Here is a 16,382-nt window from a genome sequence, read left to right on the forward strand (position 1 = left end):
CGGCAGGGGCCGCTTCGCTTCGCCCGTCTGGCCGGTTGTAACCCATCACTGGGCTCCGGCATAAGATGAGTTATTGAAAGCGACTTTGAAAGAGGTGAGAAGGAATGCTGACCGGAATTCAAGTGGCGCTCATCGGGGGCGACGCCCGCCAGCTCGAAGTGATTCACAAATGCTCCGAGCTGGACGCGTCGGTCGTTCTTATCGGTTTCGATAATTTGCAAAACCAGTTCAGCGGCATTACGAAGGCGGAACTGTCGCCAGACGCGCTGACGGGAATGGATGCCGTTATTTTGCCGGCGGTTGGAACGGACGATCACGGCCGGGTCGAGAGCTTATTCTCGTCCTCCGAGCTTATTCTGGGCGACGAGCATATCGCCGCTTTGCCGAAGCATGCCACGCTGTTCACCGGGATGGCCAGACCGTATTTGCGCGAGCTGTGCGCGAAGCATCGGATTCGGCTGGTGGAGCTGTTCGACCGGGACGACGTCGTTATATACAATTCGATTCCGACAGCGGAAGGCGCGATTATGATCGCGATCCAGAACACGGATTTCACGATCCACGGGTCCAAGTCCGTCGTGCTTGGCTTCGGACGAACGGGGATTACGCTGGCCCGGACGCTCCAGGGCATGGGAGCGCACGTCAAGGTCGGAGTCAACAAGCCCGAATATTATGCCCGCGCTTCGGAAATGCGGCTGAATCCGTTCTATACGCACGATTTGCTGGCCCAGGCGCCGGGAACGGACTTGCTTTTTAATACAGTACCTTCCATGATTGTGACGGCGCAAGTCATCGCCAGCCTTCCTCACCGGGCGGTCATCATCGATCTGGCCTCGCGTCCGGGCGGGACCGACTTCCGGTTCGCCGAGAAGCGGGGCATCAAGGCGATGCTGGCGCCGGGGCTGCCGGGCATCGTCGCTCCGAAGACTGCCGGCCGCATCATCGCCGATGCGCTCACCAAGATCATTATGGAAGAGGCGACTGCAAGGAGGAATGAGCAATGACCTGGCAAGGAATTACGGTAGGCTTCGCCTTGACTGGCTCGCACTGTACGTTCGAGGAGGTCATGCCGCAAATCCAGCGTTTCGTCGACGCCGGCGCGAACGTTATTCCGATCGTGACGCAGACGATCTTGACGACAGACACCCGTTTTGGCACCTCGGAAAATTGGTTAAAACAGTTGAAAGACATCACAGGAAATGATATTATTTCTTCAATTGTAGATGCGGAACCGCTGGGGCCTTCCAAGCTGCTCGACGTCATGGTCATCGCCCCGTGCACGGGCAATACGACCAGCAAGCTGGCGAATGCGCAGACGGACAGTGCTGTGCTGATGGCGGCCAAAGCGCAAATGCGCAATCAGCGTCCGCTGGTCATTGCGATCTCGACGAACGACGGATTGGGGCTGAATGCGGCGAACGTCAGCAAGCTTCTCATTATGAAAAACATCTATTTCGTCCCGTTCGGGCAGGACAATCCGTCAGCCAAGCCGAATTCGCTGGTGGCCAGAATGGATCTGATTATGGAGACGTGCGCGGAGGCGCTGAGAGGCAAGCAGCTTCAACCGCTGCTGATCGAGCGCTTCAATTATCAATGATATATGACGAGTCAAGCGATGGCTTCCGACGCGGAAGCCCCGCTTTGCTGTCCATATACTTTCGCTGACGCTTCGACGTTCGGCGGATGCTGCCCGCTATTTTCATAAGGCAGGCATGTAAGCAAAGGGGAGATCTTATGAAGATCTTGGTGCAGAAATTCGGAGGCACATCCCTTGCCACAGCTGAAGCCAGAGCACACGTCATAGAACACGTCCAGGATGCGTTGCGGCAAAGCTTCAAACTAGTTGTCGTCGTATCGGCCATGGGGCGCAGGGGTGACCCGTACGCAACGGATACGCTGCTCGATTGGATCAAGGAGAACGGGGACGGGCTGCCGGCCCGCGAGAAGGATATGCTGCTTTGCTGCGGCGAGCTGATCTCGGCAGCGACGCTGTGCAGCCTGCTGTGCGCGGCAGGCATCCCGTCCGCCGTGCTGACAGGGGCTCAGGCAGGCCTTCTGACCAATGAGGATCACGGCAATGCGCAAATTTTGTCAGTGCGGCCGAAGCGTATTCTTGAATTGCTGGACCAGGGAAGAGTCGCTATTGTCGCCGGCTTTCAGGGAGAGAACCGGCACGGCGATTTCACGACGCTCGGTCGGGGAGGCAGCGACACTTCGGCGACGGCGCTCGGTGCGGCGCTCAAGGCCGAAATGGTCGATATTTTCACCGACGTGAGCGGGATACTGACGGCCGATCCGCGAATCGTCAAGGAAGCCAGGGCTCTGGCTGCGGTATCGTATGCCGAAATATGCAACATGGCCCATAGCGGGGCCAAGGTCATTCATCCGCGGGCCGTCGAGGTGGCCATGCATGCCGGGATTCCGATCCGCGTTCGCTCCACGTTCTCGAAGGACCCGGGGACGCTCGTCACGCATCCCGAAGCGCTGAAGCCGGAGGAAGGCAAGATCAACGATCGTTATGTTACCGGGATTGCGCATTTTGCCGACGTGACGCAAATTCAGATTCGCTCCGATGAAGGGGCGTACGACCTGCAGCTTACGGTGTTCAAAGCGATGGCGCAGGAGAAGATCAGCGTCGATTTCATTAACGTCAATCCTTCGGGGGTCGTGTATACCGTGTTCGGCCATGAGGCGCGGCGCGCTGCCAGCGCGCTAAGGAAGCTCGGGCTGGAGCCGGAGCTGACGCCCCATTGCGCCAAGGTGTCGATTATCGGCGGCGGCATGAACGGGGTTCCGGGAATTATGGCCCATATCGTAGAGGCGTTGACCGAGGAGGATATTCGCATCCTGCAGTCGGCGGATTCCAATACGACGATCTGGGTGCTCGTGCAGAGCCAGGATATGGAGGCCGCGGTTCGGGCGCTACATCGGCGGTTTTTGCTGCATCACCCTGCCGGTTCGGCCGATATGGACGGCGGCTTCGCAAGCGAGCCCGCGGAGGCTGCAGGCGTTAGCGACGAATCAGATTAAGAGGAAAGTGGGATTAACATGTCCGTAGATTTCGGAAGATTGATTACGGCGATGGTCACGCCATTCGACAGTCAGCTGCAAATCGATTGGCCGCAGGTTGGCCGGCTGATCGATTATTTGATCGAGGAGCAGCAAAGCGACAGCCTGGTCGTATGCGGTACGACTGGCGAATCTCCTACGCTCACCGAGGAGGAAAAGCTGCAGCTCTTCGACTATGCCGTCAAGCACGCCAAGGGCCGCTGCAAAATTATTGCCGGGACCGGCAGCTACGATACCGGGCACACGATTCATCTGTCCCGGGAAGCCGAGAAGCTCGGCGTCGATGCGCTGCTCCTGGTCGCCCCGTACTATAACCGCCCGTCCCAGGAAGGGCTGTACCAGCATTACAAAGCGGTCGCGGAATCGGTCAGCTTGCCGGTTATTCTGTACAACGTTCCGGGACGCACAGGGGTCAATATTACCGCCGAGACGACAGTCCGCCTGTCGCAAATTCCGAATATCGCGGCGACGAAGGATTGCACGGATACCGATCAAATTACGCAAATTTTGCACGGCGCCCGTCCGGGCTTCGTCGTATACAGCGGCGACGACAGCATGACGCTACCGGCTCTTTCCGTCGGCGCTCACGGCATCATAAGCGTATCAAGCCATGTCATCGGCAAAGAGATGAAAACGATGATCGACTTGTACTTGCAGGGCTGCGTTCGGGAAGCGGCGGAGCTTAACCGCAAGCTGCACCCGATCTTCAAAGGGATGTTCGAATGCCCGCATCGCGTGCCAAGCCCGGCTCCTGTCAAATTTGCGCTCAATTACCGCGGTATGAATGTAGGCGGCTTGCGCCTGCCGCTAGTGAATGTAACCGAAGAAGAAGGACGATTTATTGCAGCGCTGTTCGATTGAACCGGCGGTCAATAGCCGCCCGCGAAATCGGTGCCGTTTGCGGCATCGGTTTTCTTTTTTTGGATACAATAACGGGTAACAGAAGGCCTTGAAGGCCGCAGCTTGTAATTGGTTATTTTTTTCATGTATAATGGTGGCAAGTGACTGGTGCGGTTTTTTAATGGTTTGCTTTTCATACAAGAATCGTCGTCAATTCAACAGAGGAGGTTTAATTCTTGTCCAAGAAAAATATAGATAAGCTATCGATCTTCGCTCTTGGCGGCGTGGGCGAGATCGGGAAGAACATGTATGTGGTCCAGTATGCGAATGATATTGTCGTTATCGATTGCGGTCTCAAGTTTCCAGAGGAAGATATGCTCGGCATCGATATGGTCATTCCGGACATCAGCTACTTGACGGAGAACCGCGATAAAGTCAGAGCCATTCTGATCACTCACGGACACGAGGACCACATAGGCGGATTGCCTTACGTACTGAAGCATCTGAACGTTCCGGTATATGCTACCCGGCTGACCATGGGACTGATCGAAGGCAAGCTGAAGGAAGCCGGGCTTCTCGGCGATACGAAGCGAATCGTGATTACGGCCGATTCCGAGCTTACGCTCGGATCGATTACGGCCAGCTTTTTCCGTACGAATCACAGCATCCCCGATTCCGTCGGCGTATGCTTGGACACGCCCGAAGGCCGGGTCGTGCATACGGGGGACTTCAAATTCGACCACACTCCGGTCAACGATCAATATGCGGATCTGCAGCGGATGGCTGAGATCGGGAAGCAAGGCGTGCTCGCTCTGCTTTCGGACAGCACGAATGCAGAACGTCCCGGCTTCACCCCTTCGGAGAAGACAGTCGGCACGGCGATCGAGGATGTATTCCGCAGCGCCAAGCAGCGCGTTGTCATCGCTACCTTCGCATCGAACGTTCACCGGATTCAGCAGGTCATCGACGCGGCGGAAGCGACGAGAAGAAAAGTAACCGTTATCGGTCGGAGTATGGTGAATGTCGTGACGATCGCTCACGAGCTCGGATACTTGCGTATTCCTGACGGGATGCTGATCGAACCGGAAGAAGTGAACAAGATGGCTGCCGATCGGGTCGTTATTTTGTCCACCGGCAGTCAAGGAGAGCCGATGTCGGCACTCACGCGAATGGCTCGTTCGAATCACCGGAAGGTCGATATTCTTCCCGGAGATACCGTCATCATTGCGGCGACGCCGATACCGGGGAACGAACGTTATGTCGGCCGGACGGTGGACGAGTTGATGAGAATCGGCGCGAACGTGATTTACGGCCCGGGCTCCGTCACCGGCGTTCACGTATCGGGACACGGCAGCCAGGAAGAGCTGAAGCTGATGCTGAACCTCATCAAGCCGAAGTATTTCATTCCGATTCACGGAGAATACCGGATGCTCAGGCAGCACGGTCTGCTCGCCGAATCGATCGGGATGGACCGCGAAGACATCTTCATCGTCGACAACGGCGAAACGGTCGAGTTCCAGGACGGCGTGGCACGCAAAGGATCGAAGGTTCCTTCCGGCAATATTCTCATCGACGGTCTCGGCGTAGGAGACGTAGGCAATATTGTCCTCAGAGACCGGAAGCTTCTGTCGCAGGACGGTATCCTGGTCGTCGTTGTCACGCTGAGCAAGCAGGACGGCGCGATCATGTCCGGACCGGACATCATTTCCCGCGGGTTTGTGTACGTGCGCGAATCCGAAGGGCTGCTGGAGGAAGCGAACCGTATCGTAACGAGCACCTTGCAGCGGCTTATGAACGAAAATGTCAACGAATGGGCGTCTCTCAAAACACATGTCAAGGACGCCCTTGGACGATTTTTATATGAACAAACCAGAAGAAGACCGATGATCCTTCCGATCATTATGGAAGTTTGATCAGGCCCACCAGTCATCGAACCGGAAACCATGAATATATTAAGGTTGTAACGTTGTAACCAGCCGCTTACGATTCGCCCATATAAGGCGCATCACCAAGACCGCATTCTTATGCAGAATGCGGTCTTTTGTTATAAATACAAACCGTTAATTCGATTAGTGTTCCCGCTGGGCCGCGAGCTCGCGTTTTGCCGGGCTGCCGGGCGAACCCCAAGCTAACGCTAGCCACAGAGCTTATTTCCCTCGAAACGCACGATTGGAAATTGTAACGCAAGTGAGCGGCCTTATTTCGCATGTTTGCTGCCCGATTCAGCGTTTTTGCCAAAATAGCGCTACCAGGCTGCGTTACATTTTTAAAAGGGTGCTTTTCAGCTAAATAGCGTTTGTCACTTGCGTTAGAGACGATATTTGTGGCCAGACAAGCGGCCAGAAAGGCGGGGCCCCAGTGCCCCAGTGTCCCATGCCCCAGGCTTCGTCCTGTGCCCCAATACGCTGTGCGCTTTAAACCGTTCCCGCGGGGAGAGACGCCAATGCCGAGCGATTCCTTTCGCCACCCGTCGTCATCGGCGGTACTACGTAAACGCCGAATTCGAACGTAACACGGAGTTCGCAGGCTAACGCGGAGCTCGAACGCAATCGCGCCGTTCGGGGGCCGCTGACCGAGTATTTCCGGCCGAGTATCGCAAGCCGAGTATCGCCGTCGCAACAAAGTATAGGTTTGCACAGTAAAGCAGTCTGGCCCCCTTGCCGAAGGCAAGGTTTTTCTCGTAATCCTGGGCGATCTGATAACTTTATGGGGAAAAGAACGGCGCATTGTGCATATTTTGGGAGCTTCGCTTCATACTAACCGTTAGACGCTTGACGAGCGAATGGCTTGTCATGGTCGTCACCTTCGGTGTTGAAAAATTCGCCGGCGGATTCCGTCCAAATTTTTCAAGACAGACGCCCATGCGGCTTGCGCGGCACCATCAGATAATGTAAATGGGCTGCGCACTCTGGGCTATTTTCAAGAATAATGACGACGCTGATGGGAGGATTTATGAATGCCATTTAACGGCTATCGCAGCAACCAGGAGATGCCGCAGGCGCCAAGCCCGAATCAGGATGATGCTAGAAAGAACGCCGCCGTCGAGGCGATTCAGCAATTGGGCCAGACAGCCGCTCAAACGGCCGCGGAGTCGAATATTTACTGCATGACGATTATCGGTCAAGTGGAAGGGCATATGGTGCTCCCTCCCCAGAACAAGACGACCAAATACGAGCATCTGATCCCGCAGCTTGTCGCTGCGGAGCAAAATCCGAAGATCGAGGGCGTGCTCGTCATCCTGAATACGGTCGGCGGCGACGTCGAGGCGGGCCTTGCGATCGCGGAGATGATATCGACGATGTCCAAACCGACGGTCACCCTCGTGCTTGGCGGCGGGCACAGCATAGGCGTGCCGATTGCCGTATCTTCCAAACGTTCGTTTATCGCCGAGACCGCTACGATGACCATTCATCCGATCCGCCTGAACGGGCTGGTCATCGGGGTGCCGCAAACGTTCGAATATTTGGATAAAATGCAGGAGCGGGTGATCCGCTTCATTATGAGCCACTCCAGAATCAGCGAGGACAAGCTGAAGGAGCTGATGTTCAAGACCGGGGAGCTGACGCGCGATATCGGCACGACGGTCATCGGTCCGGATGCCGTCCGGTTTGGCCTGATCGATGCGGTAGGCGGCGTAGGCGATGCGATCCGCGAGCTGAACCTGATGATCGAAGAGTACCGTGCTAAGCGCGACCGAATCGGAGGCATGGTGCAATGATTCATTATTCGGTGCTGCCGATCGAAGCTGTGCTGCAGGGCAGCGAAGGGCTCGACAATGCCGATTATATGGAGATCACGATGAACGGCGTTCCGCTGCAGGTGCGGCAGGTGAACGCCCGTCAAGCGTCGATCGTTCGGCTGCTGAGCTGCAATCCGCAGGATTATTTGAATCCCCAATATGCGCCTGGGCGCCTGATCGAATTTACGCCGATTACGATCTGACGCTACTTCATGATTCCCCCCAAATTGTGGTATAATCGATTATTGGGGGTGAGCGTCATTGGCCAGGCCTAAAAAGAGGGGCAAAGGCATTAAAACGAACCTGAAGTTCGAGATATACGGTATCGCGATTTTGACGCTCTCGGTCATCGCGCTTTCGCAGCAGGGGCCCGTCGCCCGCGCCTTGACGTATTTATCCCGTTTTTTGATCGGGACTTGGGATTTCGTAATTCCCCTGATTTTTATTTATGTCGGGCTGTACGTCATGATGAAGCGGCAGTGGCCTGTCTGGAGAACTTCCCGTAAAATCGGGACGCTGCTCATCCTGCTGTCGATTTTGCTCATGAGTCATATCAGCCTGTTCGCCGGGCTGTTTCCGAAGGGCGGCTTCGAAGCCGGCCAGATTATGTCCATTACGTGGAGCAGTCTGATGGCAGGGCTGCAGCCGGACGAGCAGGGGCAGGCGATTTTGCGGCATGAGGTCGGCGGAGGGCTGATCGGCGCCTCGCTGTATTCGTTTTTGTTTCTTCTGTTCGCGAACCTGGGAGCCAAGCTCATTCAATATACGCTGTTTATCACGGGATTTACGCTGCTTACCGGCTGGTCGCTCGGCGATCTGCTGGCTCGGATCAAGGGGCGCAAGCCGTTCGATGAGACGCTGCTGGGCCGGTACCTCAGGCAGGTGCTTGCGGAACGCAAGCGCAAGCCGCGCAAAGCGAAGCGCGAGCTCAAGGCGAAGCCTGCCGCTGCCATGGAGTCGCCTGACGACGATGTCGACGAGGAGGAACTGCAGCCGGACAAGCCGGAGCGCAAGAAAGGCAAGAAGCGCTCCTTGTTCTTCGAGCTGATCCAGCCGAAGGCAGAGGACGCGAAGAAGCGGACGGCGGGCAAGGACGACCGCTTCAGCAACGATTCGGCGCCGTGGGACGGGGATGCGGCGGAGCCCGAGATCACGGTCTATAAGGCGGAGTCTTCCGAATCGGCCGTTGGTATGGCGGAAAGCGATCAAGGGATCGGGGAGATTCCGGTCATTCGCGATTTTCACGAGCAGGTGCTGCAGGAGAAGACGACGGGCGGGTCTTCCGCTGCTGAAGGCGGCGCGGACGCTTCCGGCACCTCCGCTCAGGAGGCTGCAGGGCCGAGCGGAGAAGCCGGCGACGATTTTGCCATCAAGAACGAGCCGGTGACAAAGCCGTACGAAATTCCGCCGCTTTCGCTGCTTGCCCCGCCCAAGGGAGGCAAGGGCGCCGATTCGCTGGATTACAAGGCGGTGGCCCGCAAGCTCGAAGCGACGCTGGAAAGCTTCGGCGTCCGCGCCAAAGTGCTGGAGGTCGTGCGCGGGCCTTCCGTCACGCGCTACGAGATTCAGCCTGACGTCGGCGTCAAGGTGAGCCGCATCGTCAGTCTGACCGACGATATCGCGCTGGCGCTGGCGGCCAAAGATATTCGCATGGAAGCGCCGATACCGGGCAAATCGGCGATCGGCATCGAGGTGCCGAACAACGAGGTGGCGATGGTCACGATGCGGGAAGTCATGGAAAGTCCGGCTTTCCAGGACGCCTCCTCGAAGCTGACGATTACGCTGGGCCGGGATATCGCCGGCCAGACGATCGTCGGCAACCTGGCGCGAATGCCTCACGTGCTTGTCGCCGGCGCGACCGGCTCGGGCAAATCGGTCTGCATCAACGGGATCATTACGAGCATTTTGTATAAAGCGAAGCCCGATGAGGTCAAGTTTCTGATGGTCGACCCGAAGATGGTCGAGCTGAACGTATACAACGGCATTCCGCATCTGCTCGCTCCCGTCGTGACCGACCCGAAGCGGGCATCGCTGGCGCTCAAGAAGGTCGTCGTCGAGATGGAGAAGCGCTACGAGCTGTTCTCGAAGAGCGGCACCCGGAATATCGAAGGGTACAACGCGATGCTGCGGGAGACGATGAGCGGCGCGCCGCTGCCCTACATCGTCGTCATCGTGGACGAGCTTGCCGACCTGATGATGGTCGCGGCCAGCGACGTGGAGGACTCGATCTGCCGCCTGGCCCAGATGGCCCGCGCCGCGGGGATTCATCTGATCATCGCCACCCAAAGGCCGTCCGTCGACGTCATTACCGGCTTGATCAAAGCGAACATTCCGTCGCGGATCGCATTCGGGGTATCGTCGCAGGTCGATTCGCGGACGATCCTGGATATGGTCGGCGCCGAGAAGCTGCTCGGCCGGGGGGATATGCTGTATCTCCCGATGGGCGCCTCCAAGCCGATGCGCGTGCAGGGCGCGTTTCTGTCCGACCAGGAGGTCGAGGCAGTCGTCAACTTCGTGCGCAATCAGGGGCAGGCGGAATATGTGGAGGATATGGTTCCGCAGATCGAGGAGCAGACGGATACGCAGGAAGAGTTCGAGGACGAGCTGTACGATCAAGCCGTGCAAATCATCCTCGAGGCGAAGCAGGCTTCCGTCTCGCTGCTGCAGCGGCGCATGAGGGTCGGCTATACCCGCGCCGCGCGGCTGATCGATACGATGGAAGCCAGAGGCATCGTCGGCCCGTATGAAGGCAGCAAGCCGCGCGAGGTGCTCATGACAATGGAGCAGTATCAGATGAATCGAATAAGCTCGTAAACGGTAGATCTCCCGTGCCAAGCCGGCACGGGAGTTTTTGCAAGGCGCCCGAAATTGCCAATTTCGGCTGCATAGAAGCTGACTCGCTTTCTCATAATAACCGTAAAAAGGTTGCCAATACGATGGTGAGAAAGGTGAGCTGAAAGCGAATGAACAAAAAATTAGTCGTTATCGCGTTCTGCCTGATATTCGTTCTATTTGCCGGATATCAATTGAAGCATCGCTTAGACGGCGCCGAGCAGACGTTCAGCCAGAACGAAATCCGCTACGGCGCGACCGGCGCGGACGTATACGAGCTTCAGGGGAGACTGAAGTTTTTGGGCTTTTATCACGGCAAAGTGGACGGCGATTTCGGTTATAACACGCTGAAGTCACTCAAATGGTTCCAGTCCGAATTCGGCCTCAAGGTCGACGGCATTGCCGGCGATAAAACGAAGCTGAAGCTGTGGGAAGCGACCAAAAACTATAAGCCGACGGCGGATGAGCTGCCTCCTTCCGCAGGCGGCGGGCAGGCTGCCGGCGGCGGAACGGCGTCGCAAGCTCCTTCCGGGATGTCTCCTTCCACCAGACACGGCTTGTCACAGGAGGACCTGAACATCATGGCCAACGCGGTGTACGGCGAGGCGCGCGGCGAGCCTTACATCGGGCAAGTCGCGGTAGCTGCCGTGATCCTGAACAGGGTGGAATCGCCGAGCTTCCCGAACACGGTCTCGGGCGTCATTTTCCAGCCTGGCGCATTTACGGCAGTGGCCGACGGGCAAATCTGGCTGACGCCGAACGAAACGGCCAAAAAGGCGGTGCAGGACGCGCTGAACGGCTGGGACCCGACAGGCGAGTGTCTGTACTACTTTAACCCTGTGACCGCGACCTCCAAGTGGATCTGGACCCGGCCTCAGGTGAAGCAAATCGGCAAGCATATTTTCTGCAAATAATGCATGGAATGAAGTAACCCGCCGCGGTTGCTTCTTCTATTTATGAAGGAATATAATGGATAAGTACACAAGAGGCGGGATGAGCGAATGAAGGGAGTTGTCGTTTCATTGAAGGAGACGCGCTTTGAGCGGGGCACAGTCCGCAATATGCGGGTGCACGTGCTTCCGACCAAACAGTTCAAGACGTTTGCATTCTCGGTATATATCGGCAGCCCGTTGAAGGAAGAGACCGTCACACCAACCGCTTTGACGCCTTTCGTGCTTCGCCGGGGGAGCCGCGCGTATCCGGAGACGAGACGCTTTCGCGAGAGGCTGGACGATTTGTACGGCGCCGGCTTCGGCTTTGATGTTTACAAGCGCGGGGACGCGCAGATCGTGCAGTTCCGAATGGATGTCATCCATGACGATTTCGTATCGGGGCATGAGCCGCTGCTCGCCTCGTCGCTAAAGTTCATTGGAGAAGCGCTGACCGATCCGGCGCTGGAGAACGGAGCGTTTTTGCCGAAATATGTAGACTCCGAGAAGGATAACTTGAAAAAAAGACTGGAAGCCATCGTCAACGACAAAATACGTTACGCCGCCGAGCGCTGCATCGAGGAAATGTGCCGGAACGAGCCGTACCGGCTGCATCCGCTCGGCAGCATCAAGGCGCTTGGCGCAATTACGCCGGAATCGCTGCATGCAAGCTACAGGCAATGGCTGCAGTCTTCTCCGATTGATATTTATGTCGTCGGCGATACGAGCCTGGAGCAGGTGCTGCCGCTCGTGGACCGCTGGTTCCAGACAGAGGGCGCTCCGGGCATCGGGTATGCCGGCAAGACGCAGCACCGGGCGGTGGAGCAGGTCAACGAAGTGATCGAGCAGATGGACGTCGGCCAGGGCAAGCTGAATATGGGGCTGCGCACCTATACGACCTACGCCGATGAAGCCTATCCGGCGGCGCTTATGTATAACGGCATTTTGGGCGGTTTTCCCCATTCCAAGCTGTTCGTCAATGTGCGCGAGAAAGCGAGCCTGGCCTATTACGCATCCTCTCGCCTGGATGGGCACAAAGGCATCATGACCATTCAATCCGGCATCGAGATCGGCAACTACGAGAAGGCGTCGGCCATTATTAAAGAACAGCTGCTGGCGATGGAGCAGGGGCAGATCTCCGATATCGAGCTGCAGCAGACGAAGGCGATGATCGCCGGACATTTGCGCGAGCTGCAGGATTCGGCCTTTGAACTTATCGCTTTCGATTTCAACAATGTGCTGTCCGGGGCGGAGCGGACGGTTCCGGCGCTGATTGACGGCATCGAACGGATCGGCGTGGAGCAGATTCGGCGCTTCGCCCAGCAGGTGAAGCTCGATACGGTGTATTTCCTGCGCAACCGGAAAGGGGGAGCTTGAACATGGCGCTGCAGATGCTGCCGCATGAGCATGTGAAGGAAACGCTCTATACCGAGACGCTGCCGAACGGCCTCACGGTGTTTATTCTTCCGAAGCAGGGGTTTCAAAAGACGTATGCGACGTTCTCGACGCGCTACGGCTCCGTCGATAACCATTTTCAGGTGGAAGGCGGCGAGAGGAAGAAGGTGCCGGATGGCATCGCCCATTTCCTGGAGCATAAAATGTTCGAGGAGCCGACGGGAGATATTTTCTCCGTCTTTGCTTCGCAGGGCGCTTCCGCCAACGCCTATACGAGCTTCGACCGCACGGTGTATCTGTTCTCGGCTACGGGACAGATCGAGGACAACTTGCGGACGCTGATCGACTTCGTCCAAAACCCTTATTTTACGGACGCGAACGTGGAGAAAGAAAAAGGGATCATCGGCCAGGAAATCAAAATGTATCAGGACAACGCGGATTGGAGGTCTTATTACGGCCTTATTGAAGCGATGTATCAGAAGCATCCCGTCCATATCGATATTGCCGGCACGATCGAGTCGATCTCGCAAATTTCAAAGGAAATGCTGTACGATTGCTACCGCACCTTCTACCATCCGAGCAATATGATGCTGTTCATCGTCGGAGGCGTCGATCCGCAGCGGATCATCGACATCGTGCGGGAGAACCAGGCGGCCAAGACGTTCCAGCCTCAAGGGCAAATACACCGCTTTTTCGAACCGGAGCCGATGGAAGTCAGAGCAAGCCTGAAGCTGACGAAGCTGCCCGTCTCGCTGCCCAAATGCCTGTTCGGCTGCAAGGAGCCGGGGCAGACGGCGGCGGGCCGCGAGCTGCTGCGCAAGGAGCTGGCGATGAAGGTGCTGCTCGACGCGCTGCTTAGCCCAAGCTCCGCCATCTATCAATCGCTTTACGATGAGAAGCTGATTTCCGACAGCTTCGGCTCGGAATATAACATTTCGGAGCAGTATGCCTTCTCCGTCATGGGCGGAGATACGAGAGACCCGGAGCTGCTCGTCGCCCGCGTGAAGGAAGAGATCGACAAGGCGAAGGCGTCCGGCATCCAGGCCGCCGAATTCGAGCGCAGCCGCAAGAAAAAGATCGGCGCTTACCTCAGAATGCTGAATTCGCCGGAAGCGATCGCCGGAGAATTCACCAAATACCGGTTCAAGGGAGTCGACTTTTTCGATATTTTGCCGGCATACGAAAGCCTCACTCTGGAGGAAGTCAACGAGCAGCTGCGCCGTCACTTCGACTGGAGCCGGCTGGCGGTCTCGGTAGTTAGAAGTGATGCCGAGTGAACGAGGTGCGTCCCTTTACCGAGCAGACCGTGCTGGTGACCGGCGGCAGCCGGGGCATCGGCTCGGCGATTGCCGAGCGGTTCGCTTCGGTTGGCATGAATGTGGTCATTCATTATTTGCAATCGCATGAAAAAGCGAACGAGACGGCGCGCAGCTGCATGCGGCATGGCGCGAACGTGCTCACGGTAAGCGCCGATCTGCGTTCCAGGGAGCAGGTAATGCGAATGCGGGATAAGCTGGAGAGCCGCGGCATGATGCCGGATATTCTCGTCAATAATGCAGGCATTGCCCATTACGGGCTGCTGTCCGATGTCACGGAGGAAGAATGGGACGACGTCATGCAGGTGAACCTGAAAGGAACCTTCCTCGTGACCCAGCAGTTTATGCAGCCGATGATCCGGCAAAAATACGGCCGCATCATCAATGTGTCTTCCGTCTGGGGCATATCCGGCGCATCCTGCGAAGTGCTGTATTCGACAGCGAAGGGGGGCGTCAACGCCTTTACGAAAGCGCTGGCCAAGGAGCTGGCTCCGTCGGGCGTCACCGTCAACGCCGTCGCTCCCGGAGCGGTCGATACGGAGATGATGAGCGGCTTTGACGAGCAGGACCGCGCGGCCATCGCGGACGGGATTCCCGCCGGGCGGTTCGGGCAGCCCAATGAAATCGCGTCGCTCGTCTATTTTTTGGCGCTTCCCGAATCAGGCTATATTACGGGGCAAATCATCAGTCCGAACGGCGGCTGGGTCACCTAGCGGGAGGGCGTAGTTGCGCCAGCCCGGGGCCGGGTTGAAAAGGGATGTGGCAACGATTGTCGGAATCAATTCCTCCGCAACTGCAAATATTAAGCTTGCAGTCCATCTCTGACGTTGGAAGGAGGAATCGTTCATGGCAACTGTTCTGAAGGTATTCGACCGCTGGAAGCAATTTTTGGGCGAGCGCGTGAAGCAGGCTGAGCAAGCCGGGATGAACGAGCATACGATCTCCGAAATGGCTTTCCAGATCGGCGAATTCCTTGCCGACAAGGTAGACCCGGAGAACAAAGAGGAACGCGTCCTGAAGGAGCTTTGGGACGTCGCAGACGAACAGGAACGGAAAGTCATGGCGAGCATCATGGTCAAGCTGGCCAAAAACAACGCATAAGCTTGCGGCGAAAGGCCTCTCTCATTAGGGGAGGTCTTTTCCTTGTCAAGCCATGATGGCAGAGGCGGTATGAAAATTCAACGTGAGTATAACGCTGAATTTTCAAGGTTGACGCCTATGCCGAGTGAATCCGTCGTCAGTAGTCGTCGCCTGCGGTGTTGAAAATTCGCCGAAGGACCTCGTCGAATTTTCAAGGTCGGTTATGGTATACTGGTGACGAAATCGCTACTGCATGGGAAGAGGACACTGAAATGATGAACCGTACTCGCGGATTGAACCGCGTATTGAAATGGACGATCCTGACGCTGCTTGTCGGCCTGCTCGCCGGTTGCGGCTCAACGATCCCGGCCATCGAGCCTGCGCTGCTGCAGCAGAAAATATCGCTGCTCGTCATGACCGGCCCGGGCTATCCGGAACAAGCCGACAAAAGCTTGACGCAGACGCTGCTGTCCTGGCGAAGCAAGCAAGGCATTACGTTCGAGCGCTGGAAGAACGTGGACGCTTTGGGCGAAGAACAGCGGGCGGCCATCCGCTCGAAGGCTTACGACTATGTTGTTGTCGTCGGCTCCCAATTAGCCGGGCAGGTTGTTCAGGAGGCGAATGCGGCGCCGGACAAACGGTGGGTGCTGCTGGACGATTCCCTTCGCGGGGAAGGCGCGGCGTTTGCGCTGCCCGGCAACGTCTCGCACCGCGTCGTCTCTTCCGATCTGCTGGTGACGCTGTGGGACGATTGGGTCGCGGAGCAGCAGGCAGCGGGGCGGGTGCTCGAGTGGGTCACCACGGCGGAATATCCGATCCCGTCGTCGTGGGCACCGTCCGAGGAAGCGGAATATGTCAGCTTTGCCGATGCGGAAGGCTGGTTTCCCGCGCTAAGATCGCAGGTTGCGCGTCACCGCCCGTCATATCTCGTCGTGTATGCTCCGCTCGATGACGCGGCGCTGCAGCAGCTGCAATCGCTCAAGGTGCCGATGATCAATATGGCTGCCGCTTCGGTGCAAATTCGCTGGGACGCTGTGTACGGGACGCTGCTCGGCGATATGCTAGGCGGCGGTTGGAAGGCAGGCGTCAAGCCGTATGGCGAGTCGGAGCTCTCCGCATCCCGAACCAATGACGAAAAGTTGTAATATTTCTAGGCATTAAGAAGGATTTTCGCGAATATTG

General features: G+C 57.1%; 14 protein-coding genes. All 14 read left to right on the forward strand.

Going from position 1 to position 16,382, the window contains the following annotated elements; all coding sequences use genetic code 11:
• Positions 1-104: 104 nt before the first annotated feature.
• The 14 genes from dpsA (at position 105) to F591_RS27050 (ending at position 16,345) form a co-directional block, all read left to right on the forward strand.
• Entirely contained in the window at positions 105-1,004 is a 900-nt protein-coding gene (gene dpsA / locus F591_RS0100385) for a dipicolinate synthase subunit DpsA (RefSeq protein ID WP_019532590.1), read from the forward strand.
• Positions 1,001-1,597: a dipicolinate synthase subunit B gene (locus F591_RS0100390; RefSeq protein WP_019532591.1), complete on the forward strand. Its 597-nt coding sequence runs from the start codon at positions 1,001-1,003 to the stop codon at positions 1,595-1,597. Before dpsA ends, F591_RS0100390 begins: the two co-directional genes overlap by 4 nt.
• 137 nt (positions 1,598-1,734) lie before the next feature.
• On the forward strand, positions 1,735-3,030 hold the full coding sequence (gene dapG / locus F591_RS27045; protein WP_019532592.1) for an aspartate kinase: 1,296 nt from the start codon (positions 1,735-1,737) through the stop codon (positions 3,028-3,030).
• 18 nt (positions 3,031-3,048) lie between these two features.
• A complete protein-coding gene (gene dapA, locus F591_RS0100400) occupies positions 3,049-3,930 on the forward strand; it encodes a 4-hydroxy-tetrahydrodipicolinate synthase (RefSeq protein WP_019532593.1) in 882 nt (293 codons plus the stop codon).
• A gap of 215 nt (positions 3,931-4,145) precedes the next feature.
• A complete protein-coding gene (locus F591_RS0100405; protein ID WP_019532594.1) occupies positions 4,146-5,822 on the forward strand; it encodes a ribonuclease J in 1,677 nt (558 codons plus the stop codon).
• Positions 5,823-6,865: 1,043 nt separating this feature from the next.
• Positions 6,866-7,627, forward strand: coding sequence for a ClpP family protease (locus tag F591_RS0100410; protein ID WP_019532595.1), 762 nt, complete (start codon positions 6,866-6,868; stop codon positions 7,625-7,627).
• A complete protein-coding gene (locus F591_RS0100415; RefSeq protein WP_019532596.1) occupies positions 7,624-7,851 on the forward strand; it encodes a YlzJ-like family protein in 228 nt (75 codons plus the stop codon). Before F591_RS0100410 ends, F591_RS0100415 begins: the two co-directional genes overlap by 4 nt.
• 58 nt (positions 7,852-7,909) lie before the next feature.
• Positions 7,910-10,462, forward strand: coding sequence for an FtsK/SpoIIIE family DNA translocase (locus F591_RS0100420; protein WP_019532597.1), 2,553 nt, complete (start codon positions 7,910-7,912; stop codon positions 10,460-10,462).
• 149 nt (positions 10,463-10,611) lie between these two features.
• Entirely contained in the window at positions 10,612-11,394 is a 783-nt protein-coding gene (gene sleB, locus F591_RS0100425; protein ID WP_019532598.1) for a spore cortex-lytic enzyme, read from the forward strand.
• Between the two features lie 108 nt (positions 11,395-11,502).
• Positions 11,503-12,786, forward strand: coding sequence for an EF-P 5-aminopentanol modification-associated protein YfmF (gene yfmF, locus F591_RS0100430; RefSeq protein WP_019532599.1), 1,284 nt, complete (start codon positions 11,503-11,505; stop codon positions 12,784-12,786).
• A 2-nt stretch (positions 12,787-12,788) separates the two neighbouring features.
• Positions 12,789-14,081, forward strand: coding sequence for an EF-P 5-aminopentanol modification-associated protein YfmH (yfmH, locus tag F591_RS0100435; protein ID WP_019532600.1), 1,293 nt, complete (start codon positions 12,789-12,791; stop codon positions 14,079-14,081).
• On the forward strand, positions 14,078-14,833 hold the full coding sequence (ymfI, locus tag F591_RS0100440; protein ID WP_019532601.1) for an elongation factor P 5-aminopentanone reductase: 756 nt from the start codon (positions 14,078-14,080) through the stop codon (positions 14,831-14,833). The genes yfmH and ymfI overlap by 4 nt, the downstream gene beginning before the upstream one ends.
• A gap of 133 nt (positions 14,834-14,966) precedes the next feature.
• Positions 14,967-15,221, forward strand: a complete 255-nt coding sequence (locus tag F591_RS0100445) for a DUF3243 domain-containing protein (protein ID WP_019532602.1) — start codon at positions 14,967-14,969, stop codon at positions 15,219-15,221.
• A gap of 251 nt (positions 15,222-15,472) precedes the next feature.
• Complete coding sequence (locus tag F591_RS27050) at positions 15,473-16,345, forward strand: hypothetical protein (RefSeq protein ID WP_019532603.1); 873 nt, start codon at positions 15,473-15,475, stop codon at positions 16,343-16,345.
• Positions 16,346-16,382: the final 37 nt, after the last annotated feature.

Source organism: Paenibacillus ginsengihumi DSM 21568, from assembly GCF_000380965.1.
Classification (GTDB): domain Bacteria; phylum Bacillota; class Bacilli; order Paenibacillales; family NBRC-103111; genus Paenibacillus_G; species Paenibacillus_G ginsengihumi.

Excerpts from the sequence above, each read along its gene's own strand:
- dpsA (WP_019532590.1), top strand. The coding sequence starts at position 105 with ATGCTGACCGGAATTCAAGTGGCGCTCATCGGGGGCGACGCCCGCCAG.
- F591_RS0100390 (WP_019532591.1), top strand. The coding sequence starts at position 1,001 with ATGACCTGGCAAGGAATTACGGTAGGCTTCGCCTTGACTGGCTCGCAC.
- dapG (WP_019532592.1), top strand. The coding sequence starts at position 1,735 with ATGAAGATCTTGGTGCAGAAATTCGGAGGCACATCCCTTGCCACAGCT.
- dapA (WP_019532593.1), top strand. The coding sequence starts at position 3,049 with ATGTCCGTAGATTTCGGAAGATTGATTACGGCGATGGTCACGCCATTC.
- F591_RS0100410 (WP_019532595.1), top strand. The coding sequence starts at position 6,866 with ATGCCATTTAACGGCTATCGCAGCAACCAGGAGATGCCGCAGGCGCCA.
- F591_RS0100415 (WP_019532596.1), top strand. The coding sequence starts at position 7,624 with ATGATTCATTATTCGGTGCTGCCGATCGAAGCTGTGCTGCAGGGCAGC.
- sleB (WP_019532598.1), top strand. The coding sequence starts at position 10,612 with ATGAACAAAAAATTAGTCGTTATCGCGTTCTGCCTGATATTCGTTCTA.
- yfmH (WP_019532600.1), top strand. The coding sequence starts at position 12,789 with ATGGCGCTGCAGATGCTGCCGCATGAGCATGTGAAGGAAACGCTCTAT.
- F591_RS0100445 (WP_019532602.1), top strand. The coding sequence starts at position 14,967 with ATGGCAACTGTTCTGAAGGTATTCGACCGCTGGAAGCAATTTTTGGGC.
- F591_RS27050 (WP_019532603.1), top strand. The coding sequence starts at position 15,473 with ATGATGAACCGTACTCGCGGATTGAACCGCGTATTGAAATGGACGATC.